This window comes from Flavobacterium johnsoniae (genome assembly GCF_001879205.1).
GTDB classification, from domain to species: domain Bacteria; phylum Bacteroidota; class Bacteroidia; order Flavobacteriales; family Flavobacteriaceae; genus Flavobacterium; species Flavobacterium johnsoniae_A.
Genome location: NZ_MLFK01000009.1, coordinates 377,435 through 403,202, shown reverse-complemented (window position 1 = coordinate 403,202; position 25,768 = coordinate 377,435). Strand labels below are relative to the sequence as shown.

Annotated in this window: 17 protein-coding genes and 1 tRNA gene; 6 read left to right on the top strand and 12 right to left on the bottom strand. The window is 31.7% G+C overall.

The window, feature by feature from the left end; genetic code table 11:
- Nucleotides 1–15: 15 nt before the first annotated feature.
- Together BKM63_RS17680 and pheT are read left to right on the top strand one after the other, a co-directional pair.
- Complete coding sequence (locus BKM63_RS17680; RefSeq protein ID WP_071637885.1) at nt 16–879, top strand: bestrophin family protein; 864 nt, start codon at nt 16–18, stop codon at nt 877–879.
- Nucleotides 880–1,058: 179 nt separating this feature from the next.
- Nucleotides 1,059–3,479 (top strand): phenylalanine--tRNA ligase subunit beta, encoded by a 2,421-nt coding sequence (gene pheT, locus BKM63_RS17675; RefSeq protein ID WP_071637884.1) that lies wholly within the window; start codon nt 1,059–1,061, stop codon nt 3,477–3,479.
- Nucleotides 3,480–3,680: 201 nt separating this feature from the next.
- Here pheT and BKM63_RS17670 read toward each other — a convergent pair whose 3' ends face one another.
- From BKM63_RS17670 to BKM63_RS17660, 3 genes are all read right to left on the bottom strand, one after another.
- On the bottom strand, nt 3,681–4,505 hold the full coding sequence (locus BKM63_RS17670) for an N-acetylmuramidase domain-containing protein (RefSeq protein WP_071637883.1): 825 nt from the start codon (nt 4,503–4,505) through the stop codon (nt 3,681–3,683).
- On the bottom strand, nt 4,502–6,664 hold the full coding sequence (locus tag BKM63_RS17665; RefSeq protein WP_071637882.1) for a hypothetical protein: 2,163 nt from the start codon (nt 6,662–6,664) through the stop codon (nt 4,502–4,504). The genes BKM63_RS17670 and BKM63_RS17665 overlap by 4 nt, the downstream gene beginning before the upstream one ends.
- An 80-nt stretch (nt 6,665–6,744) precedes the next feature.
- A complete protein-coding gene (locus BKM63_RS17660; RefSeq protein WP_071637881.1) occupies nt 6,745–8,760 on the bottom strand; it encodes a hypothetical protein in 2,016 nt (671 codons plus the stop codon).
- A gap of 261 nt (nt 8,761–9,021) precedes the next feature.
- Here BKM63_RS17660 and BKM63_RS17655 point away from each other — a divergent pair, with 261 nt between their 5' ends.
- From BKM63_RS17655 to BKM63_RS17640, 3 genes are all read left to right on the top strand, one after another.
- Nucleotides 9,022–9,456, top strand: coding sequence for a hypothetical protein (locus tag BKM63_RS17655; RefSeq protein ID WP_071637880.1), 435 nt, complete (start codon nt 9,022–9,024; stop codon nt 9,454–9,456).
- Nucleotides 9,457–10,084: 628 nt separating this feature from the next.
- On the top strand, nt 10,085–10,873 hold the full coding sequence (locus BKM63_RS17645) for a sensor histidine kinase (protein WP_071637878.1): 789 nt from the start codon (nt 10,085–10,087) through the stop codon (nt 10,871–10,873).
- Entirely contained in the window at nt 10,857–11,507 is a 651-nt protein-coding gene (locus BKM63_RS17640; protein ID WP_071637877.1) for a response regulator transcription factor, read from the top strand. The genes BKM63_RS17645 and BKM63_RS17640 overlap by 17 nt, the downstream gene beginning before the upstream one ends.
- Here BKM63_RS17640 and BKM63_RS17635 read toward each other — a convergent pair whose 3' ends face one another.
- A complete protein-coding gene (locus BKM63_RS17635; RefSeq protein ID WP_071637876.1) occupies nt 11,508–12,020 on the bottom strand; it encodes an adenine phosphoribosyltransferase in 513 nt (170 codons plus the stop codon).
- Between the two features lie 114 nt (nt 12,021–12,134).
- On the opposite strand from BKM63_RS17635, the gene BKM63_RS17630 reads away from it, so the two are divergent.
- Nucleotides 12,135–12,208 (top strand) — tRNA-Arg (locus tag BKM63_RS17630).
- On the opposite strand, the gene BKM63_RS17625 is transcribed toward BKM63_RS17630, so the two are convergent.
- The 8 genes from BKM63_RS17625 to BKM63_RS17590 all read right to left on the bottom strand — a co-directional run bounded on the left by BKM63_RS17625 (nt 12,174) and on the right by BKM63_RS17590 (nt 25,420).
- On the bottom strand, nt 12,174–13,724 hold the full coding sequence (locus BKM63_RS17625; protein ID WP_071637875.1) for a recombinase family protein: 1,551 nt from the start codon (nt 13,722–13,724) through the stop codon (nt 12,174–12,176). The two genes, BKM63_RS17630 and BKM63_RS17625, sit on opposite strands and share 35 nt — an antisense overlap.
- Entirely contained in the window at nt 13,721–13,909 is a 189-nt protein-coding gene (locus tag BKM63_RS17620; protein ID WP_071637874.1) for a hypothetical protein, read from the bottom strand. Before BKM63_RS17620 ends, BKM63_RS17625 begins: the two co-directional genes overlap by 4 nt.
- Nucleotides 13,910–14,342: 433 nt before the next feature.
- Entirely contained in the window at nt 14,343–16,226 is a 1,884-nt protein-coding gene (locus BKM63_RS17615; protein WP_123907090.1) for a UvrD-helicase domain-containing protein, read from the bottom strand.
- 3 nt (nt 16,227–16,229) lie between these two features.
- Nucleotides 16,230–18,380, bottom strand: a complete 2,151-nt coding sequence (locus tag BKM63_RS17610; protein ID WP_071637872.1) for an ATP-dependent endonuclease — start codon at nt 18,378–18,380, stop codon at nt 16,230–16,232.
- 671 nt (nt 18,381–19,051) lie between these two features.
- Complete coding sequence (locus BKM63_RS23675; RefSeq protein ID WP_071637871.1) at nt 19,052–20,074, bottom strand: restriction endonuclease subunit S; 1,023 nt, start codon at nt 20,072–20,074, stop codon at nt 19,052–19,054.
- A complete protein-coding gene (locus tag BKM63_RS17600) occupies nt 20,074–21,942 on the bottom strand; it encodes an HsdM family class I SAM-dependent methyltransferase (protein WP_071637870.1) in 1,869 nt (622 codons plus the stop codon). The genes BKM63_RS23675 and BKM63_RS17600 overlap by 1 nt, the downstream gene beginning before the upstream one ends.
- A gap of 456 nt (nt 21,943–22,398) precedes the next feature.
- The gene (locus tag BKM63_RS17595; protein ID WP_071637869.1) at nt 22,399–23,187 is read right to left on the bottom strand and encodes a DUF2290 domain-containing protein; all 789 of its coding nucleotides are present in this window, start codon (nt 23,185–23,187) and stop codon (nt 22,399–22,401) included.
- The gene (locus tag BKM63_RS17590) at nt 23,174–25,420 is read right to left on the bottom strand and encodes a DEAD/DEAH box helicase (protein ID WP_071637868.1); all 2,247 of its coding nucleotides are present in this window, start codon (nt 25,418–25,420) and stop codon (nt 23,174–23,176) included. The genes BKM63_RS17595 and BKM63_RS17590 overlap by 14 nt, the downstream gene beginning before the upstream one ends.
- Nucleotides 25,421–25,768 lie beyond the last annotated feature (348 nt).

The window sequence follows — 25,768 nt, the reverse complement described above, 5'->3', positions numbered from 1 at the left end:
TTAAAACAAACTTAGATGATCACGTATAATACCAAAGACTGGTTTACTTTTATATTCCATTTTCATAAATCAGATACCGTTAGAAAATTATTTCCTATAATGATCGCTATCGGAATTTATGCTGCTCTAGTTGGATATCTTGAACTCCATTATTTTAAAGTCACCAAAAACGATTACATCCATAATATCCCGATCATGCACGGGATGCTGGGATTTGTAATATCATTATTGCTTGTTTTTAGAACCAATACAGCCTATGACCGCTGGTGGGAAGGCCGTAAACTTTGGGGCGGCCTTGTAAACAACAGCCGTAATCTGGCTATAAAACTTTCGGCTATTTTAAAAGACGAAAATGATCGAAACTTCTTTAGAAAATTTATTCCATTATACGCAGATATTCTGCACAAACATTTAAAAGACGACGATACCAGCAAACAGCTTTTTGAGGATGTCGATTTAGAAATTGATCATCATAAACACAAACCAAATCAATTAAAAAGAATCATGTATCATAAAATCAACGATTTGTATGATGCAAAAAAAATTACCGGTGAGCAGCTTATTACCTTAAATGACGAATTGGTTGCTTTTACCGACATTTGCGGCGCCTGCGAGCGAATAAAAAATACGCCTATTCCCTACTCGTACAGCGCTTTTATTAAAAAATTTATCTTTTTCTACACCATGACACTTCCATTTGGATATTCTGTCAGCTTAGGATATTTGGTAGCGCCTGTAGTGGTTTTTATTTTTTATGTTTTGGCGAGTTTGGAGCTCATTGCAGAAGAAATCGAAGATCCGTTTGGAGATGACGAAAATGATCTTCCAACCAAAAAAATTGCCGAAAATATTAAAAAACATGTCGAAGAACTGATTTAATACATTCAAATCTTCGTTTCTGTGTTTATTTTCACAGATAATCTTAAAATTAAAAATACCAGATACTTATTTCACGCGGTTTGGTAAAATAAAATCAGTCAGAAAAAACCAAATAATTTCTTTCTTACTACAATCCGCAATCCTTATATTTGTATCCTCATAAAAAGAATAAAACTAACATGAAAATATCTTACAACTGGTTAAAACAATTCATTAAAACAGATTGGACATCGGAGCAGACTTCAGAATTATTGACAGATTTAGGTCTTGAGGTTGAAGTTGTCGAGAAATACCAATCTATTAAAGGCGGATTAGAAGGGGTTGTTGTAGGACACGTACTTACTTGCGAAAAACACCCTGATGCCGACAGATTAAATGTTACTACCGTAAATATTGGTTTAGAAGCGCCTATACAAATTGTATGCGGCGCTGCAAATGTTGCCGCAGGACAAAAAGTTCCGGTTGCGACTATTGGAACCATTTTATATGATAAAGAAGGTGCTGAATTTACAATTAAAAAAGGTAAAATCCGTGGACAGGAAAGTCACGGAATGATTTGTGCCGAAGATGAACTAGGTCTTGGAACAGGTCACGACGGAATTATGGTTCTGGACGAAAATCTGGTTCCCGGAACTCCGGCTGCCGAAGTTTTTCAAATTACAAATGATGAAGTTTTCGAAATTGGATTGACACCAAACCGTGCCGATGCAATGAGCCATTTTGGAACTGCACGTGATTTAAGAGCCGGAATGCTGCAACGAGGCGTTAATATTGAATTGATTACGCCATCTGTAAGCAATTTTAGAGTCGATATGCGTACGCTGAAAATTGATGTGAATGTTGAAGAGCCGACATTGGCACCAAGATACTGCGGTGTAACCATCTCAGGTATTTCTGTTCAGGAATCTCCTGCCTGGTTACAAGATCGTTTAAAAGCAATTGGTCTAACTCCAAAAAATAATATTGTTGACGTTACTAATTATGTCTTACATGAATTAGGACAGCCGCTTCATGCTTTTGATGCTGCAAAAATCAACGGAAAAGTGATCGTTAAAACGTTACCTGCAGGAACTAAATTTACAACATTAGATGATGTTGAAAGAACGTTACATGCTGAGGATTTAATGATTTGCGACGAAAAAGGACCGCTTTGTATTGCAGGTGTTTTTGGCGGGAAAAAATCTGGCGTTTCAGACGGAACAACTACTATTTTCTTAGAAAGTGCTTATTTTGATGCTGTAAGCGTTCGTAAAACAGCAAAAAGACACCAGTTAAATACAGATGCTTCTTTTAGATTTGAAAGAGGAATTGATCCAACGATTACGGAATATGCTTTAAAACGTGCCGCTCTTTTGATACAGGAAGTGGCAGGCGGAAAAATCACTTCTGATGTGGTAGAAGTATATCCTAAAAAAGTAGAAGATTTTTCGGTTTTATTGAATTTCAGCCACGTTTCTAAAATCATAGGACAGGAAATTCCAAAAGATACAATCAAAAAAATATTGGTTTCTTTAGATATTAAAGTAAACAGCGTTTCGGATACTGGTTTAGGATTAACAATTCCAGCTTATCGTGTTGACGTTCAAAGAGAAATTGACGTTATCGAAGAAATTCTAAGAGTTTACGGTTACAATAACATTGAGTTTTCTAAAAAATTCAATGCAACAGTGGCAAATTCTCCAAGAACGGAAGATTATAAAGTACAAAATGTTATCGCTTCTCAATTGAATTCACAAGGTTTTCATGAAATGATGGCCAATTCGCTGACAACTGCTGCTTACGCTAAATTATCGACTGCTTTAAAAGAAGAACACAACGTTACGATGTTAAATCCTTTAAGCAGTGATTTATCAACTATGCGCCAGTCTTTATTGTTTTCTGCTTTGGAAGCAATTTCATATAACATCAACAGAAGAAATTCTGATTTAAAATTATTTGAATTCGGAAAATCATATCATAAATACCTTAACGGTTACGAAGAACACAAACATTTGACTTTGTCTATTTCCGGGAACAGAAATAAAGAAAGCTGGACAAATCCGCAAAAAGGAACTGATTTCTTCTTATTAAAAGGATATGTAAAAGGTGTTTTAGCGCGTTTGGGAATTGAGAAAATTTCGAATGCTCCGGTTCAGTCTGATATTTTCTCAGAAGGAACTTCTATTTGCTACAACAATGATACATTAGTTGAAATGGGAGTGGTTAAAAAATCAATCTTAAAGCATTTCGGAATTAAACAAGATGTTTACTACGCTGATTTCAACTGGGATTTAGTTTTAAAAATCATTACCGGAAAAATTAAATATACCGAGATTCCTAAATATCCGGAAGTTCGCAGAGATTTAGCTTTGTTAATCGACGATAAGATAACGTACGAAAGTATCTTTAATTTGGCCAGACAAACTGAAAAAGCACTTTTAAAAGACATTAATTTATTTGATGTTTACCAAGGAAGTAAACTTCCGGAAGGTAAAAAATCATACGCTTTGAGTTTTACCATTCAGGACAATACAAAAACGCTTACAGATGCTCAAATCGATAAAATCATGTCGAAATTACAGCAGACTTTTGAAACTGAATTGGGCGCAAGCTTAAGATAAAAGTTTTACTTGTTTCAGGTTTTTACTTGTTTCAGGTTTCAGGTTTGTTGGGATGGTAATTAAACGCAAAGTTCGCAAAGTATTTTCGCAAGGCTCGCAAAGAAATAACTTTGCGAAACTTAGCGTAAACCTTGCGAACTTTGCGGTAAAATTATGTTCAAAGTAAAGAACCTGAAACTTGAAACCTGAAACAAAACTACTTCATTTAGAATATTTTAAATAGGCACGCATTAGTTTCTCGTCGTATTTATTGGTTTTATAGGCCGGACCGTTATATCGCAAGGCAAAAGCTGCCCAGTTTTTACTTCGCAGTGTAGCCAGTAAGTTGTTTTTCTCTAAAAACATTCCAAAAGCTTTTAAATGTTCGCCTTCATTCTCGTTCATTTTAGCGACATATTCATCTATACTTTTGTAACCAATAGGAACAGCATTAAATCCCATGATTTGAAAAAGTCCCCATGAAGCAGAACAGTTTGCCGCATCCCTAAAACTTTTATCTGCACCCAGGTTTGCTGCTTTTTCTAAACGGTTGTATTCTTCTGCACCGCCCACATAATATTTCCTGTTATAACTTTCAAACAATATGTTTTGGTTAGAAGCATTAACATAGTTTCTGGGGTTTATATTTCTCTTTTCCAATTGTTTCCAAAAAATATGGCCTTCAAATAAAATCTTTGGCCTTCCGTCTACCAAAAAGCCTTTTCCGTTGCTTTCGACTTCATTTACAGCCTTTACTACGGCCAGTTCCAGATTAAATTGATGAGAAAAATCAATAAGATTCTGCTCTGAAAGTAATTTGGAATTGGAAGAAAATGAAGCTCGGTTTTTCTCTAATAAAGCCGACCACGTTTTTAATCCCACTACCCCATCTACAACCAGATTATTTTTTAGTTGAAAATCTCTGATTGCTTTATCTGTCGCTGCGCCAAAATTATCCGAAACCACAACTGGATAACCTTCTTTTGCCAAAAGCTCGTTTAAATAATAAACTTCGCTTGATTTTATGCCTAATTTTATAGTTCTCATGACTTTTTGTTTATGATTATTTTTGCTGATGATAAAAAGTTAAAAACCTCATTTCTGGTACTTGTCAGATTGTCATTTTTGTCATAATAATTGACCTTATACGAAATCAAAGTATTGCTGTTCAAGGTATTTTTAACAATAAAATTGAATAAAATAGGGGTCGAAAATTCCGATTTTAAACGCTCAAATAAAAATTTACTTCCGGTTTCCTGAACCGTTAATTCAATCGTAATTTTTGCCGTTGCCGCGCTTTGGCTTTTAATTTCAACCTGAACGTATCTGTTGTATGCGGTAGACTGCGAAACGACCTGATTAAACTCTGAACTTATATTTTCTATGTTTTCAAAATCAAAGAATACATTCTTCAATTCGCCGGAAGTCGCCGGGTTAAGAGCTGTAAAATCCAAAAGCTTTGTATCACTGCTTACGAGCTGCGGATAATTTTTAAAAAATAAGCTATTTAAATAGGTAGAATTTTGATTGTAAACCAACAAAATAGAATTGAGTTTGCAATTTGAAATAGACTGATTACTGATTTTGATTTGTTTTGCATTATTATCAATCAAAGCTTCCACAATTTCGCCAACAGTTTCTTCAATATTCAGTTCGATTACGCTGGTATCTTTAATTTCTTTATGCTTAAAATTGATATTGGCGTATTGTGTAATCGTGTTGTTAAAAGCATTAATCATAATACTCGCTTCAGACAGATTCTCGGTCGACAGATTAAAAATAAAGTGTTTCCCATCTGATGTAACGCCTGCCTGCTGCAGAAAATAATTCCCATTAACTTCATAATCCGCCGCAATATCATTTGGAAACAAAAACTGAACTTTATCAAAATAATCACTTGTATCTCCGTCTACAAAATTGTTTTGCAGTAAGGCGATTTTCAATTTAGCCAGATCAAAATCAGAAAGATTTGGACCAATGACAAATTGGAAACTGATTTTTGAAATTTCCTCAGATGTTCCAGCGCCTTCTTCATAAGCATGAAAAATAGTCGTAACACAGGGTTTCATGGTATTTAGATCTTTTGATAAACTGTAAACCTTAGAAATCAGCAAAAAGGTATTAGGCTGTACCATTGACTTGTAAATCGAAAGTTTATTGAAATTATAACCGGAAACAAATATTTGTTTGAACTGCGAAAAATCTTCATTTAAATTAAAAGGATTATTTATAAATCCGCCGGTATTAGTTTTGTACAAACTTGTTTCTGCATTAGCAGTAAGCGGATAATTGAGTGTTTTGTTAACCTTAAGCAAAAAAGTACTTTTCACATACTCTTCCTGATCGTCTGCCTTAATATTATTATCACGCTGAATCTCGGATATCATTGTTTTTGGCGCGACTCTGGCTTCCATTGTTGATTTTACCATCAAAGGACTGCTTATAAGCGTTGCTTTTGGCTGGAGTGTCGATTTGGTTGTTAAATCCTTTTTCGTAACATTCTGGCTTCTTAAAACAAAAATATCTTTGGCAAACATAAAATTACGTTTCAGTTTGGAATATCCTTTAAAATCAAAGAATAAATCAACATTGGACTTGAGATCAGGTATATTTGAAATCAGGTTGATAAAGGCAATTTTAACCGCTTCGTCAATCAAATCAAACTGAATTTCCTGAGTGATGCTGTTTATAATTCCGTTTATTTTAATAGAATCTCCTTTTACTTTTAAGTTTAAAATGGCTTCTCTTAAATTTAAAACAATACTTTTCTGATTGATTTGTAATGGTTTTGGTTTAATACTGTATTTAATAGTTACTTTCCCAAGAAGTCCTTCTTTGTCTCCAGATTTGTTGGGCACATTCTCAAAGTAAAAAAGAGTGCCGTTGTTGGGCTCGATCTCAACCTGAGGAAAAAACAAAGTGATTTCATTTTTAAAATAATCCTTAAAGGAGGCATTCTCTGTAATGGCGTTATCGTCTTCGATTAAAGGAAAATAGCTTTCAAAAATTGGAAAACCTATAATAATTGGAGTTGGTTTTATTTCTATCGAATGAATTATAGGATGCTCTATAACTCTAAAATCAGTTTCTTTTTTAATCGCCGCCGCCACGCTAAAAGAAGTACTGGGTTTTGCTGGCTCTAGATTGAATCTGTTTATAGGAACTAATTTGGTTCCTTCGAGCTTAAATGTATTTAAATCTGGCATGATGTTTAGGTTTAATGATTAGTGACTTTTAAGAAAACAAAAGGGACATGAAGTCCCTTTTGTAAAATGTCTCAGAAAAATTATTCCATAAATGGAGCTCTTATTTTCTCAATATCAGCATTCTGCGCTGCAGTTCCTGTTGGGATTTCGAATAAAACATCGCCTTCCAAATAATCGATTTTTTGATAATCTGTTGAGATTGAAACTTTTTTAGCTTTCTTGCCAATTTTTCCGCTGCAGGTATATTTTACTTTATACTCTGTTGGTTTAATGGTATAATCTAATTCATACCAAGCTCTGTACGGAATCGCATCTTCGAAATTATCAACAGTAAACTTGAATTTTTTAGACGACATTTTGTCGACTTTTAAGGTTACTTCAAGCGTATCGCAATCGTAAAGTTCTTCTGTAGATAAAGTGTAATTAATCATGTTTTGAATTGGAAGCGGCACGAATATTTTAGTTCCTTCAAATTCAAACTCTCTTGTTACATCTTTCAGCTTGATTCTCTTATCTTTTTCGTACATTACTTCTTGTCTTACTTTAATTTTAGTAGAACCGTTGTTTTTTACAAAATCAAAGACAAAAGCATTTTTTTCTTTCGATTTGTCGTTCCATGTAGCAGGGAAAATCGCGTCGATTTCTTTACCGGATTTACTGGTGTTTTTTACATAAGGAGTTCCTTCCGGAGCAATCATTCTTCCGGAACTTTTCCAGATTAATTTACCTTTAGAATCCGGATATCCAACTTCAATAGAAACCTGGCTAACCGGGCTATCGTTAACAATATCACTGTCTTTGTCGAGTTTAATTAAACCTCCGTTTAAAGAAGCAATTACCTGAACTTTTGAAAAATCTTCATCTAACTGAATTTCAGTAATGTATTTTTTCAATTCTGTTTTTGCTTCCGGGCCAGATTTTAATGTCAACGGGGTTAGATTTCCGCTTATTTTTGAATCTAAAACTTCAATAGCAGAGAATTTAATTTCATCTGTAAATTTTACTTCTCTAATCTGCGTTCCCGATTTTAAACTTACGCCAACGCTTCCTATCCCGAAAAGGATTCTGAAAAATCCGCCTGGTTTTTCTGGGGTTGATGCTGGTGTAAATTGTTTTTCCGGCGCATCAAAAATCTGTTTCTGCACCATTTGAAAAGCAAAATCTCTTTGTTTGGTAAAAAGTGCTTCTTCTACTTTTTTTCTTTCTTCATTAGAGAATTGATTGTCAGTGATAATTTCGCTAACAATACCCCCCTGAGTTAAGATTTTTTCGTATTCGCTTTCCCAGTTCACATCAACAAAAGACCAGCTTACATTGGCTTTCGCCGAAAAATAAGAGTGTACTTTTTTAACATCGACAGTTGTTTTAATGGTTGTAGTCGGCATATAACCTTTGTACTTAATGTTGTTTTCAACTACAAGGTTATTAGAACCGCTTTCTAAGGCATTTTTTACCAATGAAGCACTGTTGCGCCCCATAAGCACAGAAAGTGCATTATCGCCAAGGCCAAATGTAGTTCCTGCACCTTCTCCCTGAATGTTGAAAGTCCAGGGATTTGCACCTCCAAACGGATTATTAGGTGATTTTTCGCCTACGACGTGCATCGCGATTTTGTTTTCTGTTAATTGAATTGGACGCACGTTTGTTTCATTAAAATCTCTGTCGACTCCTTTCAAATAAGAGAATAGACCAAAAAGTTTGGACTGTCTCTGATTATTGTAATTAGTGTGAAGTTTTGCTTTTAGCTTATCAATTGCTTTTTTTAATAAAGCTTCCGGCAAATCGATCGTACTAGTTAAGGTAGTATAAGCTCCGGCTTCTTCTTCCAGACCTTCTGCTCCAATTACGGTAGAAGAATCTCCTTCTGATTTAAATACCTGCATTGCAAATTTGAATCTTCCGTCAGGATGTTTTGCCAGTCTTGGGGCTTTTGGATAGTAGTAAAACTGCATTGGCAGTCCGGCATCTCTTAACAATATATTGTTAGGATCTGGCGAAAAAAGTACTGCATAATCTGCTCCATCTTCTTTCTCTAAAAGAATTTCTACTGTTCCGGCTCCTGCGTGAGGATAACCTAGGGGTGTTGGTTGTGACATAATTTAAAAAATTTAGTTATTACTTATTAATGGTTACTCATTTTGATCGCCGATTTTGCTGCACAAAATTGACGATGTAAAATTGTTTCATTATAAAATATTATGAAACAGCACTTTAACCCATTTTTTTAAATAATTTTACCCAACTAAAAAAGGGTATTTTTCCCCTTGTACCGTTTTTAGGTTTCAGATAATTTTGTCCCGGCAACAATTAAAAAAATGCTGTAAACTAACCATTAACCAATTAAATTCTAAATAATTATGAAAAATCCACCCGCAAAACCTAGTCAGTTAATAACTAAAGAATTTGCAAAACAGTTAAATGTTAACTACAACAACAAGAAAGCAGCGTCCTTAACAGGAAGAGCAGCGAAAAAAGAAGATGCAAATGCAATATGGTATTCACTTGAAGCATTAGAAAGTTATATCGACTATATCAAAACTAATGGCACAAAAGACGGATATAACGTAGACGGAATACGCTTTTATTTTGGTGTATATCCAGATGATGAAAAACATGGCGAAAAAGCCGGATTAACAACCCTATTCTTGGTTCCTACCGGAAAGAAAATCGAAAATAATACCGCAAAAATTCAAAGTTTTGTAATGCTTCAGGAAGCACAGTCATCAGACATTCAAAGCCTTGAACCAATGAATTACGGAAATATCGGCAGACCGCCAAGTTTAATATATTAATTTAAATTATGTTTGAATTTTTAAGATCTTATATCATTTATTTAGCTTTATTATCAGGCAGCATCGGATTAATTTCAATGCATAAACTGCCTGGTAAGAAAGCTAAATTTTTAGTAATTTTAATCTGGTTTTCTGTACTAATAGAATTAGTTGGATACTATTTTACCTATTGGACGGGCTTATTAAATTATTATGTATATAATTTTTATATGTTCGTTAGTTTCTCAGCCTATATCCTGCTCCTTCGGAGTTTGTTAATAAAGATAAATTACAGAGTAACAGCAGTTTTCTGCCTGATCCTCTTTATTGTATCTTTCTTTTTAAATATTATGTATTTTAAAGAAGATACCAATCGTTCCTTTACATATAGTTTTGCTATTGGAGTGGTACTTGTCTTAATACTAGCCTGTTTATATTTGGTAGAGATTTTTAATTCAGACAAAATTTTAAACTTTAAACGATCTGTTTTTTTCTGGTATGTTTTGGGAATATTAGTTTTCCACGTGCCTTTTACGCCCTTTATGCTGGCTATCAATTGGTTTCTTATTAAACAAGACGAATCCATATTCAGCCTGGTATTGTTCATTCTCAATTTTCTTGCCCACAGCTGTTTTATAATAGGTTTTTTATGGAGCGAAAAGAAATACAATTATTAGTCATTTCATTAGGTATAGTTTTTCTAACTTTACTCGTCATTGTACTTGTTCTTTTCTTTTATTTTTTAAAGAAGAAAAACAACTATCTGGTCGAAAAAATGGAAGCCGAATTGTACTTTCAATCCGAATTGGTAAAAACCAGAATCGAGATTAAAGATCAAACTCTTTCTGAAATCAGTAAAGAACTGCATGACAACATAGGGCAGATTATTTCGGTTGGTATCATGCAGCTTAATATGTCTATCAGTAGCAAAAGCATTCAGGTAAAAGAACTAAAAGACCTAAAAGAAGTGCTGGCAAAAGCACTGGACGAACTCAGAATTTTATCACGTATTATCAATAAAGATAATTTACTGCAAAGCAACTTTATAGAAGCTATAAAACAAGATCTGGAACGTGTAAAAAAACTGAAGAAAATTCATTATCGCTATAATTTAACCGGAGAAATTCCAAAGATCAGCGAAGAACATGATTTGTTTATTTACCGAATTTTTCAGGAAGCACTTCACAATAGCTTAAAACATTCTCACAGCGATTTATACGAAGTAAATATTACAACAACTGAAACACTTTTTCAGTTAAAATTAAAGGATTTCGGGATTGGCTATGATACCAATAAAGCAAATTCCGGATTAGGATTAACCAACATGAAACTGCGTGCTAAATTGATTGGCGCCCAATTAATCATGGAATCGAATTCATCAGGAACAACCGTAACTTTAGAATATCCATTAACTAGAACCAATGAAACCGAACACTAAAAGTAAAATTATTATTGTCGACGATCATCAGCTTTTTTCTCAATCCTTAGAACTTTTAATTAAAAGTTTTGGTGCCTATGAAGTAATCGAGCGATTTGAAAACGGGAAAGTATTCCTTTCATACCTTCAGGAAAATCCGGAAACCGATATTGACCTGATATTATTAGATGTTAATATGCCTGTTTTAGACGGCCTGAGCACCATGAAATGGATCAAAGAAAACCGACCTAACTTAAGAGTAATTGCACTTTCTGTAAATGACGATGAAGAAATTATTATAAAAATGATTACGAATGGGGCAAAAGGTTATCTCCTAAAAGACACTTCTCCCGAAATTTTTAAAGAAGCCATAGAATGTGTTATCGAAAAGGGCTTTTATTTTACTGAATTAGTTTCTGGAATGCTGGTTAATAAAGTCAACAGCGACAATAAAAAAGTCAGTTTAAAAGAAAAAGAACTGGTTTTTATAAAACATGCCTGTACCGAGATGACTTATAAGGAAATCGCATCAGAAATGTGCCTAAGCCCCAAAACCATCGACGGATACAGAGAATGTTTATTTGATAAATTAGAGATAAAAACCAGAATAGGTTTAGTTTTGTACGCTGTTAAACACAAGATTGTGTTTGTTTAATTAATAAGACAGCGCTGCAAAGATTGGAAATTCTTTGATTTTTTCTCTTCCGTTAAGAAAAGTCAGTTCCATTAAGAAATTACACTGTACAATTTCGCCTCCCAGCTTCTCTACCAACTCGCAAACAGCTTTTGCCGTTCCGCCAGTTGCCAGAACATCGTCGTGAATTAAAATACGATCTCCTTTTTTGATAGCATCTGTATGCATTTCCAGGCTGTCGGTTCCGTATTCCAGTTCGTACGAAGCGGAAATGGTTTCATAAGGAAGTTTTTTAGGTTTTCTAACCGGAATAAAACCTGCATTGAGTTCTTGTGCTAATAACATTCCGAAGAAAAAGCCACGGCTTTCTGCCCCTACCACCTTATCAATTTTCTGTCCTTTTAAGGAATTTACCAAAATCGATAAGCATTCCTGCCTCGCTTCGACGTCATTTAGCAGTGGAGTGATATCTTTAAACAAAATTCCTTCTTTAGGAAAGTCCTGAATATCACGCACATAATTTTCAATCTTCATTTTTTTTTATTTTTATGTTATTTTTCTCTTGTATATCTCGCATTTATCTCTATCTTTGCACCCGCAATAAGCAATCAACAAAGCTACAAAAAATTAGCTAATTGATAATAAAAAGGCCTCGTGGCGCAACTGAATAGCGCATCTGATTACGGCTCAGAAGGTTACTGGTTTGAATCCAGTCGAGGTCACTACTCGGGACAAAAGAAAAATATCATCTTTTGTCCCGTTTTTTTTTGCCCGTAATCTATTGTTTACCAGATAGATACAGTTAACCATTTCATTGACTCGGGCGGTGCGGATTTTCTGTTCTTGAAATGTGAAATTTTCGGGAAAAATTAAACCAATTATCTCTCTGGAATCAGCTAAAGTCCCACCATCAAAGGCTTCACCTAGCTTTAAAAGGTTTTCCAATCCAGTCGTCGTTAAATGCTCTATACTCGCCCTGTCGTCCTCTACATTACCCATCTCTTTTTCCAGATTACTGATAATCTCATTGTATTCAGTCTTCATGAGATTGTAATCTTCAGCATCGATTTTCTCGGTAACTAATAAATTTCTGGCCACAGATAATTTCTTTTCATAAACTGCAATCTGCTCAAGGGACTTCTTTTTTTCGTTAGCTATTACTCCAGTATGCTCTCTATAACCTTCAAGCAGAACTGCGATATATAGCTTCTTAACTTCTTCTAAAGGTTTAAATTTATTTAAATGTTCTTTAAAAATCTTGTTAGCTATTTCAGAATTCACTCTCCATTTACATACTTTATCACAGTGATAATAGTAGTAATATTTATTCCTTCCTTTACATTTACTTCCTGTTAACTTCTGACCGCACTTTGGACAAAGAAAAAAACCTCGCAAAGGAAAATTCTCAATAGTCTTAATTTTCGGCCGGTAGGTTCTTGCTTTACTATCAAGAACGTCTTGAACCCGATAAAATAATCCCTCAGTGATAATTGGCTCATGCTGTCCATTGACCCATCTCTCCTCTTCATCTCTATACTTAGGAACAACTATCTTTCCACAATAAAGAGGATTTCTTATGATAAGCCACAAGTTATTTTTAGAAATAGCAAAACCTTTTTCTTTTGCCATTTGATAAATAGATTCAGTACTAAAAATATTTTTCGCAATCTGTTCAAACACCCATATAACTTTTACGGCTTTCTCAGGCACAATGGCAATATATTTTTTTCCATCTTCTGTAACTTTATTAGCATAACCATAAGGGGCCATACCCATATGCCTTCCCTCCTTCTTACCCCTTCTAAGTCCCTGAAAGGTATTCAATGCCCTTCGGTCGTTTTCAACCTCGGGTGCGGCCAGATAAAATGCAAGCATCATTTTGTTTTCCGGAACACTAAGATCAAGTGGCTGTTCTATTGCCTGCGGCTCTATACCCAATTTTCTTAATACATTGATCATCTGGTAAGCATCACCCGCATTACGGCTGAACCTGTCCCACTTCATAAAAAGAACCAAATTAATTTTATTTTTATTTTTTTTTACTTCATCAAGAAATTTTTTCCATTGAGGCCTGTTAAAAGTCTTTGCTGAATGATCTTCATAGATTACATTGCGTATCTGTATTTGGTTTATACTGCAATATTTTTTTAACATCTCTTCCTGATTACGCTGCGAGAAGCCTTTTTCTGCCTGCTCGTCAGTGCTTACTCTGATGTATAAGTCCGCTATCTTGCTCATTTTCTTTTGTTTAAATGTTTCAAAACAGCGATATTAGCAATTATTCTTAAGAAATGCAAGATTTCCTCTGCCTGTTCGACAGTTACATCTAATCCCTCAGACCGAAGCATCTGTAAAGCTTTTTCGGGGGTCAACTTTGAATTACTGTAGTCAATATCTTTCTCCATAATCACACTTTTTTTCATAAAAATGTAATTTAAGTACCGAAATACCTTAAATCTACAGAACAGGTGAACTTGTCTTTCCAAGGAAGCCAATTTCCGAGTTGAATCATTTACTTCTTAAAAAATTATGAGAAAGTTTTACTCAATATTAAACACCTAAAGCAAAATGAATAGTACTTTTCGGCTAAAAGACACTTATCGGTATAGTATTAAAAAAAAATGGTTGATATTACATGTGTAATACCAACCATTTTTGTACTTTCCATGGTAAAGGCTAATTTTAAAAATTGTCCTCTTTAGGATTGTGCGAAGAATAATTTTTTGTCAATTCCGAATCCAAAAGTAAATAAATTCTTCCATGAGAATTCCCGAAAGTTCATTATCATCTTGCCTAATATATTCTTTTTTAGGACAATGCACTTTGAAATAATTATGATATTTCATATTAGACCTCTTACTTTATAATTTCTATTTCATCATTTGCAAACCAGCCATATTTAACTACATTTTTTTTTAAGTCATCTGGCATATCTGTATATGAAACTATGGCTAAACTTTCCTTAGCTCTACTACATGCAACATAAAATAATCTCAATGTCCTATCAATTCCTGTCTCTTTTCCTTCATCAATATTCTTTTGATCGTTTGGAGTCAATGGTTTCATCCCAAATAATTTATCATAACTAAACATAAAACCTCTTGATTCCTCATCATCAATAATTACCATTACCCTATCAAATTCTAATCCTTTGACACCTTGATGAGTTCCAAAAGCGGATTCTTCATTAATGTATTTACTATATTCTATTATTTCTGAAAATTTCGCAGTCAAAGCAATTTCCCATGCACCTAAAATATCTTCATCTTTATCAAAATCCTCTTCCTCATCATTTTCAATTATTTCAGTTTCTTTTCTGGCTAATACTAATTGTAAGGTTGGGGGAATTTTAAACAATTTAGTTTTATTTATATTAACCAACACTTCTAATAAAGTTGGTTGCTTTCCATCATTCCATAATGACAGTAATTTATTTACTTTTTCATTTGTTGAATGAAAGACATCTAACTTATTTGATTCTTTCAAAAGCATTTGTTTGCTAACTAAATCAGAATGCTTTTTTACAATATTGGCAACTTCAAATTTGTTATTTTTTATATTCGCTTTATATAATGACAAAACTATTTTAGAGAAAAAATTAATAGAAGTTGAGCTTCCATCTAATAAACTTGTTTTAAGTTTGTCAACAGCATGTAGAGATTCAAAAAATATAGAAAATCCCATTCTTATTGCCGCCATATGATGCTCCAAAGTTAAAGTCATTACATCAGTTTCATCATTAACCCACTTTTCATCGTTAGTAAAATCTTTCATTCTGTTACAGATGATTTTTTCCACTTCTAATTTATTTTTAGTTCTAGAAACTGCAAATAATCTAACTATACCCCCAATATTCTCTTTTCTTGGAAATTGTTTTTGACTATCTATTTCGCTTCGTATCTTATTTATCAAATCAATTATTCTTGATTTAGAACGATGATTCATTTTTTTTGCCGGCTGAATCCAATCATCAGGCAATCCTACCCCTAAATTTTCTTTACCGTCAGAGTAAATTCTCTGCATTATATCACCGAAAAGTCCCAAAGATAACTTTTCCTTATATTGACGTTGAAGCTCAAATAATGCATCGATTAAGTCTTTTTTGGTATCTTGACTTTCATCAATAAGAATGACAGGGTACTTGTTTAATAATATTTTCTTAAATAGATCTTTTGACTTAATAAACGCAGCAGCAATTGAGATAACTTCGCTATGATTCAGGGAGTCTTTAGTAATGTTATCTCCATTTGGATTATAGACAAATTTATGAATTATTGACAGTGATTCTAATCTATCTGTTTTTGATTCAATTTTTTTTGCTCTACCTATTGATGTCTTATTACTTAAATCTCGGCTTTTAGATTGTTGTTCCTTTAATTCCGAAATTTCCAAAATTAAATTATTCCTAATCCATGCCCTAATATCGTGTGTGAAATTTTTTATTAAGTCCCATGAAAAACTATGAATTGTACTCACATTAAAAATACTGCTATGTTCTAACCTACGAGTAATTTCATTTGCAGCCGCATTAGTGTATGTTATAATTGCTATTTTTTTATTTCTAAACTTAAAGTCTGTTCCATGCTGTTCCTTGAAACGAGATAAGACATTAATCAATGTTCTAGTTTTTCCGGATCCAGCACCTGCAAATAGAAAAAAACTTTTGGGAGAGTTCGGATTGATACAATCAAAAATTTCGTCATCTACATGAGTATCAACATCATTATTATATTCGATCATGATTTACGATTTTTTTCCTTGTTTATCATTTTTTAATTGCTCTTCAATCCATACCAAACCTTCCTTTATATATGAAGGAGGAATTATATTTTTAGGATCTTCAAAATAAAGAACATCTAGTGCAAACTCTGCTTTTTTAGCTTGAGAATCTGTTATAACTGTATAAGTTTCTGTAGCAAATTCTTGCAAATTATCTTTTTTCGAAGCTTCAACCATCTTTTTTAACAAACTAACAGATTTTGAAATTAACTTAAATTTTTCTTTATTCTCAATTACCAATGCATCTTCAAATGTGTAAGGATATACAAAATTTGTTTTTTCTCCATCTTTGAATTCGACACCATTTTGATATGCGAATCTAATAGGTAAATCAGATATAACTTTTTCTTCAAAAGTCATATTTAATAAATCATCTAATAGTTCTTTTTGAGGATGCCATTTCTTTAAACTATCATTATTTGTTTTAAAATTTTTACCTTTTTCAGGCTGACATTTTTTTCCATTATTATTTGGATTTACTGAATCAATATCTGTTATAACTAAACAAACTACTCCTAAGATTTCAATGAATGGCTTCAACCTATGAGCATGACTACCTCCAATTTCCAATATAGTAATATAACAGTTATCAAGTATTGGATGAAAGTTTTTTATGAAGTGAGGAATTAACATCCTTTCAGCAGGTCCTTCTACTAGAATGACAGCGTCTGCAAAAAAAACATCGTTATGAGTTGTATTTAAGTATCGTATAGTGAATTTAGTTGAATCATTTTCTGTTCCGAATGTTGTAGATAGGTTAATCACTTCAGATGTTGGCAAAGCTTTAGAAACGTTTCTTTTAAAATATCTAAGACTAAGAAATTTTTGATGGGCAATGTAACTTGAATGAGTACTTATTACTAACTGACTCGTAAAATCTTTTTTATCTCCCAATTTCTCATTATTTCTTAAAACGCTATGTGCTTTTTTAATGAAAACTTGTTGAACTTGAGCGTGTAAATGTGCTTCTGGCTCTTCTATTAATACTAAATGTAATGGTTCAATTATATCATCTTCATTTACAGTATTTTTCCCAGTTCTCATCCATTCGTCTCTAAATCTAATCAATTTGAAAATGATTGATATTAAATTTTGATAACCTAATCCATTATATTTTTCTGGAAGAGACAACTCCTCATCAAGATAGTATTGTACTGCCGAATCATGTTGAAGTCCATCAGAGGTTGATATTTGTGTCGAAAGCTGAATTTTAGGATTTCCAAATCCTGGATAATTTAATCCTTCTAATTCGGAAAGTGAGGTTTTAAAACTCTCTTTTAAGTTTTTATCGAACGCATCCTGCGCATTATTAATAGATTCTAAAGCATCTAAATCACTTTCGGTAGGCTCTAATGTCGGATTTAGATGTTTATCGTAGTATGCTCTTAGCTGAAAAGAAAGTTTTTTATCATTTTTACTTTCTGAATTTTCTGAATTTGCATCACTGAAACCACGCTGTGCATTTATAATATCAATTCTTATTAGACCTTTTAAAACATCCCCATCCAAAGCAAGATTGTTCTCTGATAATTCCTGTCTTTCGAAAGATTTCTCAGGATCAAGTAAATATGTTTTTACTGCAAAATGTGAATTGAGTTTTCTCTCACAAAAATCCCAAAAAGTTTTTGGCCATAATTTAAATTTTTTACCCTTCTCACTCAATAATAAATTTGACTTACTATAAGATGTAGAGAACTCTTGGATTAACTCAATCATTTCTTTTGGCTCATATCTTAGTCTTATTCCCAGTAATCCTCCCTTCCAATCTAAAGTTGGGATAATATGGCTAACATAATGAAGCTCACTATCTTCAACTTGAATCCAAAGATCTAAAGTAGGCAAGAAATTTTCTAAAATTTTAATTGACTTTTCATCTTCCGTCAATTCTTTACCACTAATCCAGTTATCTGCAATTTTATTTAGTTCTTTCCAATTATCTAGAGTAAAATCTTGAGTTTTAAAACTTTTTGCTTTAAGAAATATTATTAAGGCATCCATAGCGGTAGTTTTACCACTATTATTTGCCCCTACAAAGATTGTTTCTTTTTCTGAAAAGTCAATTTTGCAAGATTGTAATTTTCTAAAATTTTTAATTTCTATGAAGTCTATTTTCATTTCTAGTTGATATTTTTTATTGTTATTTTAATGTATCATATTAACACTAATTAGTATAAACAAAATGAATATCTTATTAGAAATCAAATTTACTAACATGTTCTTTATCAATCCTTAGCACTAACTTACAAAACCTTTTTAATTTAATTTTACGGTTTTCCATAATAGCATTTTATAGCTGGAAAATTAGGCTTTTAATAGATAGTAAAGTCCCGTATAATTACCTGTTTATTATAGTTACTAAAAGCCATAAGTTCGATAACCATATTAAACCTATTTTAATTTTCCAATGAAGACTATTGTTAATGGATTAAATTTTAAAAAAAACAAACATTTGCATAGATTTAATTATGGTAAATGCCCAAACCATATCCTGTAGAATGCATACTAGGCTTAAAGCAAATGTTGAAAAAATAGGTTAAATTAGAATTATTTAAAAAAGTAATTTAGGGTATTAACACTATTTGAACAACTGAATAAAAGATTTTAAACTTCATATTTTAAGAGATATACAAAGTTATTGTTAGCAATTTACGAAATAAAAGAAACAAGATTCACTTGCCTCATGAATTTGCAACTTGCGAATATATGAGTACTGAACGAAAGACAATAAAAAACATAATTCTTTTAAATTTACTAATTTATAGAAACTGTGTTCCTTGCTATATATTTTATATAGTTGAGCTAAACTTTATTGTTTTTATGAACTCTTCCATATACGCCCAGTCAGGTTTATTATTCGAATCAACAGGTAAATTAATTACAGAACTTGGCATTCTTACTGGTCTCCATTTTCGCCCATAGCCCCATCTGTATTTTTCTGCTCTAATCAGGGTAGCAAGAAACATTGCTATAAATTTATTAAAATCAACCGATTTGTCTAAAAGATAAATTGGGTTTACATCATGCGAACATGTAAAATCATGCTCTTGATAAAAAGCCTCACCAACAGAGCCATTATTACTTATTGTTATACACTTAGCCTTAAAAAGTTTTAACTTGAAATTTTTAGCTGTAATTGTCCCGGTTTTATCATAAATTCCCAATGTTTCTTTTTCAATATAGGAAGTTATTCCATTATTATATTCCGTTGCACCAATGAAAGGTATTGCCGTAGCTGTTTTGTCACATGTAGGTGGTTTTTTATTATAATATCCCTTACAGATTTCAAAAACTTCATCGTATCTAAATTCTTTCCAACCTATTGGTTCAAGAATAATATTTTTACTTAAATTCAATGGCTTCTCAGAACTTTCAAATGTCTCAGCAGCATATTCATTTACCCAAATTGGAATTTCTGTTACAGAGGGAATTAAAATATTTTTCAAAGTTCTGTTTGCTTGTCTTCCCCAACTATATTTATATCTATTTTTTGATATGCACAGACAATAATATAATAATTCTGTTCTTGACAGTTTAACTTTTGGTTTTAACCTCGCAACATGATATGATGTGTAATATTCTCTTTCTTGAATAAAAGTTGATAATACACCATTCCCGCTTAAAGCACAAGTTAATTCACCTGCAGGTGCAGGTTCAATATTTGAAATTCTTTTTATAAAAGCCGATATTCCATTATCCCCAGATTTCCTAGAAACAAAAGCAATTCCATTAGTACCGTCACAAATTTCCTGCTTATTCAACTCTAAAGAATGACCATATTGGACGTCAAAAATTTCTTTTAGCTCTACCATTAGTTAACTTCATTTAACATTTTAAAAACAGCATAATCTCTAACAACTTTCTCAAAGTCATTTTTTGTAATTGTCGAATAATCAGTTTCTAAATAGGCTTCTGCTACCCATTCATCATCTGCAGTAACATGTGCACTTACAGATTCTCCTGGATGTATTTCATTATTTCTGTATGATTCTATCCATCTATCTCTAATTGATGACCATTTATTATTTAAATCAATTCGACCCAAATGTTTAGTTTTCATATACCCATCTTCTCGCCAATAACCGAACCATGTTTTTTTATGTGCTTTTAAATGTGGAGTATGTGCTTCAAAAACAACAATGCATGTTGGTGCACCTACTGGGTAAAATAGTTCAATCGGCATGGTCATAACTGCTTTTAAAGTATGCTTATTTAATAATTCTTGTTTAGCAAGATGAGGAGATATAACACAGTTCATAGGAATAATTGCGATACCAGTTGCTCCCTTCTGCAATAGATCAAGCATATGTTTAACAAAATATAATTCATGTAATTCCGCATCACTCTTAGATTGTGAATATGGTGGGTTAAGCATTCCAACTGTTGGTTTTGATTTTTTTATCGATGCAGTTATAGCTTCATCAAAACAACTTCCTTGATGTAGATTTGCTTTTCCGTCACCTCTCAAAATCATATTACTAGCCGCAAGGGCAAACATTTTTGGAGAATTTTCAATTCCTATCAATCTGTTTTTTTTAATATCCAGCCTTTCCTCTTCAGTTACAGCAGTTTTAAGCATATGTTGCATAGCGGAAATAAGAAACCCTCCAGTACCTGCGCATATATCTAAAACAATATCATCTTTGTGTACATTCGCAATTAATGAAAATAATTCAGCAATATGTTTTGGTGTCAATACAATTCCTAGAGCCTTTTTATCTCCAGCTGTATATTTTAAAAATTCACCATAGAATTGTCCAACTACATCAAAATCATGATATATACTTATAAATGGCCAAACATTTTCATTTATCCTATCTATCAATTCTTTAAAAACACCATCAGGGTATTCTATAGCTGTCTTGGTATCAGGTTTTCCTAAATTTGGATGCACTGCAATAGCCGTGTAAGGCTGAATCATTGTGTCTTTTTTACCTTGTGGAATTTCTGCTTTATTTAACTCTTTTTTTATCGCATTTATCCAAGCTTCTTGAATATCATCAGAATTTAAAGAGGAATAAGTTTTTTGAAAAGAGTTATTCATTAGAGCAATTAAAGTTCCGCTCACCAATAAAGGCTTATCTTCTTCAGACACTTTCGCCTTAGCCCAAATAAACTCGTGTAATTCTCTAGAAAATGATATTAAATCTGAATGCCTCTTTTTAGCAACTTCCGGGTCAAACGATGACAGGCGATAATAATCTTCAAAAGGTAATATTTCTGTAACTTGATGACCATGTTCATTAACAAGCTCTTTATAAGGAGTGTTTTCAGAAGGAAAAATATAATTAGAAATCTTCAAAGAATCTAAAGTTGTTCCACTTATAGCAATAGCTAAGACTGTATATTTTTCAGAGAGGTGTTTTGCATAGTGAATCGCTCCATCAACCGCAAAATCAACAGGTTTATCTAATTTAAAACTTGCATGTTTTTTAGTATCTGGCTTACACTCAAAAACTATTAAAAAATTTGGATCTAGTTTATTAGAAATAATAAATTCTGGATACCCTGAGTTACCTTTCTGATTTTTACTTGATTTTGATAATAGAGCTTTAACTTTCGCAATTTCAGATTTTTGTTCCTCAATAGTGATGCCATTATTTGGCTCGTAATAACCTAAATTTCTTAAAGTATCTCGAACAATATTCTCTGTAATTCTTTCGTTTGTGCCTTTTGCCATTTCTTTCTTTTTTCAAAGTGCTAAAGTAAATAAATGTTTCGTTTTTTCTTCTTTTAAAGATACACTTGTTTAATTATTTTTCCTTATAACAACCAATATTCCGGGCATTCTATAATTGGAAATTATTAAATTGAATACTTCCGAAAAGCGTAATACAATTGTTGGTGTCTGACGATTTTTTCAACAATTTATATTCACAAATCATTTCGGAAAAGTAATTTTATCTCGTTCTTTTTTCGCTTTTTTCGGTCATTTAAATTCTCAATTTTTAAAATACACAATTTTAAAATCATCTCTTGATGCATTTGAATTGCTTTTCAAACTCTTGATTAATTACAATAAAGTCAGATTGTTTTATCGTGATCTTTTAATAAATCTAAACGATTACTTTTTATGGAGATATCTTTTGATATCTAATTTTTTGTAATAATTTATGATAATATCAAAAAAGTATAATTACTTATGATTTAAAAATATGTTTAACTCATCAAAAGGATTTATCACCAAAGAATTACGTTTAGAATTATTAAAATTGGTTTTGTAATCAGCTTTACTTTTAATATCAACATATTCTTTTTTAAAGACATTTTTTATAATAAAATCAAAAAAGAACAAAGGTGATATAATCCGATCCATAGGAAGTCTAATATTGTTTATGGCACCTATTTGGATTTCACATTTATGGTGAGAAGCCACTTTTGAATCAAAATCAATTCTAAAATGCGAGGTATTAGTATGTTTATATTTGTATTCAAATGTACCTAAAAGAAGATTTTCGACACTCTCATCATTACCATTCGCAATGGAATCATTTATAAGTTTTTTTAAATTATCATCATTTATGTTCAGTTCAAAATTATGATTAAATATATTCCATAAATCAAAATAATATTCACTAATTATTTCATCTTCTGAATCATTTACTAAACTTTCAAATTGATCTTTGTCCTCTCTCAATTCTACAGGATAAGGATAATATGCCATCTTTATTTTACTAATTATACCGTTTTCATAAAAATAATAAAATTGAATACAGCCTTTATCCTTTTTTAATAAGAAACTGTATTGACGGTTTTTAATAATAAATTCATATTCCTTAGAGTATATATTTTTAAAAATACCAGTTTGATAATTTTCCCAACTTATAATATCATCAGATATCTTTTTAAAATTAGATGTTATAATCAGCTCTCTAAAAATATTTTCAATAAGTTTTAATTCAGACTCTATATTACTTAGTTTCATTTGGCTTATCTTTCAAATTTTGAATCTCCTGAAGCAATTTTGGATCTTGACTTAACTTTTCGATTAATAATGCTCTATATGAATCATCACTAAACAATGTATTTATATCATTATCGGCTTTTTCAATATCTTTTTTACTTTTTAAGATCGAATATTTTCTTTTTATATCTTCTGTGGACGGAAAATCAAATTTAAAAAATGGGTAATCATTCTGTATTTTAGTTATTTCTTCTATTAAAATGGTATTTGAATCCCCTTGCCCATAAATATAACACCATCCTCGTGATCTTGTAATAGAAACAAATATTGCATTTCGCATTCTTAAAGTAAAATCGTTAACTACTTTTTGAGAATTTAAAATAAACACGATATTCGATTCATTCCCCTTAGCTCTAAACGGGGTTGTTAATGTTATAAAACCTTTTACTTTAAAAGAGTCATTACTTTCTATGTAGCCTGGTGTTATACATTTAATATTTATTATATCTAATTTTTGTCTAATGTATTCAAACTGATCTTTAGAATTTTTTGTATCTAAATTTATTATTATAATTTCTTCTGGCTCAACCTTTTGAGTATCTATAAGATAATGTACTCTTAAGATTGTTTCATCAAGCTGATTTTTTGTATCCGCCAAAGTTTTAAATTGAACTAATCTATCCTCTCTTCCTTTATCTCTAATTAATTTTTCCAAATTATTTTTACTAACAGAAGAATTTCTTTCAACTTCAATTTTATCATTCTCTTCAAAAACTAATTTATTTGGCTCTAAAACGGTATAGCCCCTAGCTTCCCAATCTCTTTTAGAATCCATAGGCATTTTACTATTTATAGAATATAATCCTAATGCCAATCCGTGAGCAACCATTAGATTAATTCTTGGATTCCTATATGAGTTTGGTAACACAAAATCTTTTTGAATTTTTCCTTTATAGAAGCCTTCTAAGTAATGATTTGGAATGTTCGGTTTACCTTCGGTTAATCCAAATAATTCTTCTGGTTCTTTAATTTTTATTTCTGTTAATGATTGAAATTCATCATATGCCCATACTATTCTTTTAAGTTTATTATCCTCATCAGAATATTTAGTAATAAAAAAGATTGTTTCAAAAAAAGCAGAAGGAAAATCTTGTGCTTCGTCAATTAAAACAATATCATATTTTGGAATTATTTTAGATTTACCATTGAGTAAAAGATCTGCATAAATAACTTGTAAAGGATCTTCTGCATTTTTAACATTCATATAATTCAAAGGTTTTATACCAATTGAGTTGGCAGTATTAAAATAAACTCCTGGCTTATTACTACCTCCCCAAGCATGAAAAATATGCAATTTATTCCAATTAGGCATTTTGTTAGTTTCGTTGAAATAATATTTAGTAATTAAAGATTCGACTTGACTGTACATACTTTGAGTATTAAAAACAAAAAGTATATCCATTTCAGGAAAAAATTTATGGGCTAAAGCAGCTTTCATACATAAAATTATAGTTTTACCAGTACCAGCAAGACCTCTAATTCGTTGTGGACCGCTAGGAATCTGTAATGCTATTTGCCTTTGGATTGAATCCAGCTTGAAAGTATTATCTAATGATAATTTTATAAATTCATTTATATTTTCAGGATCTTTTTCTACTTTCTTTTTTGAAGTCTTTGAAAAAATATCAGATCCATCTAAAATAGAATCAATTACATCTAATTTATCTTGGCTAATCTTATCGGTTTTTGTTAATATTTCATCCAATACTTCTCCATAATTATCGGCACCATAAAATTTATTAAGTAACGGATTATCACAATTATTAAGTGTATTTATCTCTTCTAAACTATTTTGAGTGAATACAATATATCTGTTAATTTTAATATCAACTTTCCATTCTTCTTTTCTAATGTCAAACAAATTTTTATTTTTTTTAAATTTGCTTTCAATTTCTTGCTTAAATAAATCTAAAATTATATCTCTAGAGAAGATTTCCTCCCCTTCCGAAGTCTCCCAGTATTCATTTTCCTCATCAAATTTTACTATATTGTCGTTAACTAAATCTATTATAATTATACCAAATTCATTACTTCGCAAAATAAAAGATGGAGTTTCCTCAATACTTTTACCTAATGAAGGTGTTTTATAGCCTAAAATACCTGGTAGATGTAAAGTATTATCGGCAATTAAGTCCCACATTTCATTAATTAAAACATTATTTTCTAATTCTATATTACCTGCTAAAAATTCCATTTTATTTATTTCTTTATTAATGTTCTAGTATTAAAGTTAAATATTTTAATCTTAAGGTTAAGGTTGCTTTTATTAAAACTCAACATTATAATTATTAAAAAAAAAAGATGCAAAAGCATCTTCCTATAATTTTGTTGTATTTTCAATTACTTTAAAAAACTCTGATAGCTTCATATTCCTAGCATCACATATTTTTTGTAGCGTATTTACTGGAACATTATAATTTATATCTTTAATTTTGAGCGCAGTATTTTTTATTTTCCTAACAATACTCTCCTCAATATTATGATCCAATGCAAAAGATCTCTGGGATTTATAAGTTTGAATCCAGTTTTTATATATGTAATT

Excerpts from the sequence above, each read along its gene's own strand:
- BKM63_RS17655 (WP_071637880.1), top strand. The coding sequence starts at position 9,022 with ATGAAAAATCCACCCGCAAAACCTAGTCAGTTAATAACTAAAGAATTT.
- BKM63_RS17625 (WP_071637875.1), bottom strand. The coding sequence starts at position 13,724 with ATGAGCAAGATAGCGGACTTATACATCAGAGTAAGCACTGACGAGCAG.
- BKM63_RS17660 (WP_071637881.1), bottom strand. The coding sequence starts at position 8,760 with ATGTCACAACCAACACCCCTAGGTTATCCTCACGCAGGAGCCGGAACA.
- BKM63_RS17595 (WP_071637869.1), bottom strand. The coding sequence starts at position 23,187 with ATGAAACTAAGTAATATAGAGTCTGAATTAAAACTTATTGAAAATATT.
- BKM63_RS17665 (WP_071637882.1), bottom strand. The coding sequence starts at position 6,664 with ATGCCAGATTTAAATACATTTAAGCTCGAAGGAACCAAATTAGTTCCT.
- BKM63_RS17635 (WP_071637876.1), bottom strand. The coding sequence starts at position 12,020 with ATGAAGATTGAAAATTATGTGCGTGATATTCAGGACTTTCCTAAAGAA.
- BKM63_RS23675 (WP_071637871.1), bottom strand. The coding sequence starts at position 20,074 with ATGGTAGAGCTAAAAGAAATTTTTGACGTCCAATATGGTCATTCTTTA.
- BKM63_RS17645 (WP_071637878.1), top strand. The coding sequence starts at position 10,085 with ATGGAGCGAAAAGAAATACAATTATTAGTCATTTCATTAGGTATAGTT.
- BKM63_RS17600 (WP_071637870.1), bottom strand. The coding sequence starts at position 21,942 with ATGGCAAAAGGCACAAACGAAAGAATTACAGAGAATATTGTTCGAGAT.
- BKM63_RS17640 (WP_071637877.1), top strand. The coding sequence starts at position 10,857 with ATGAAACCGAACACTAAAAGTAAAATTATTATTGTCGACGATCATCAG.
- BKM63_RS17670 (WP_071637883.1), bottom strand. The coding sequence starts at position 4,505 with ATGAGAACTATAAAATTAGGCATAAAATCAAGCGAAGTTTATTATTTA.
- BKM63_RS17615 (WP_123907090.1), bottom strand. The coding sequence starts at position 16,226 with ATGATCGAATATAATAATGATGTTGATACTCATGTAGATGACGAAATT.
- BKM63_RS17620 (WP_071637874.1), bottom strand. The coding sequence starts at position 13,909 with ATGAAAAAAAGTGTGATTATGGAGAAAGATATTGACTACAGTAATTCA.
- BKM63_RS17680 (WP_071637885.1), top strand. The coding sequence starts at position 16 with ATGATCACGTATAATACCAAAGACTGGTTTACTTTTATATTCCATTTT.
- BKM63_RS17610 (WP_071637872.1), bottom strand. The coding sequence starts at position 18,380 with ATGAAAATAGACTTCATAGAAATTAAAAATTTTAGAAAATTACAATCT.
- BKM63_RS17590 (WP_071637868.1), bottom strand. The coding sequence starts at position 25,420 with ATGGAATTTTTAGCAGGTAATATAGAATTAGAAAATAATGTTTTAATT.
- pheT (WP_071637884.1), top strand. The coding sequence starts at position 1,059 with ATGAAAATATCTTACAACTGGTTAAAACAATTCATTAAAACAGATTGG.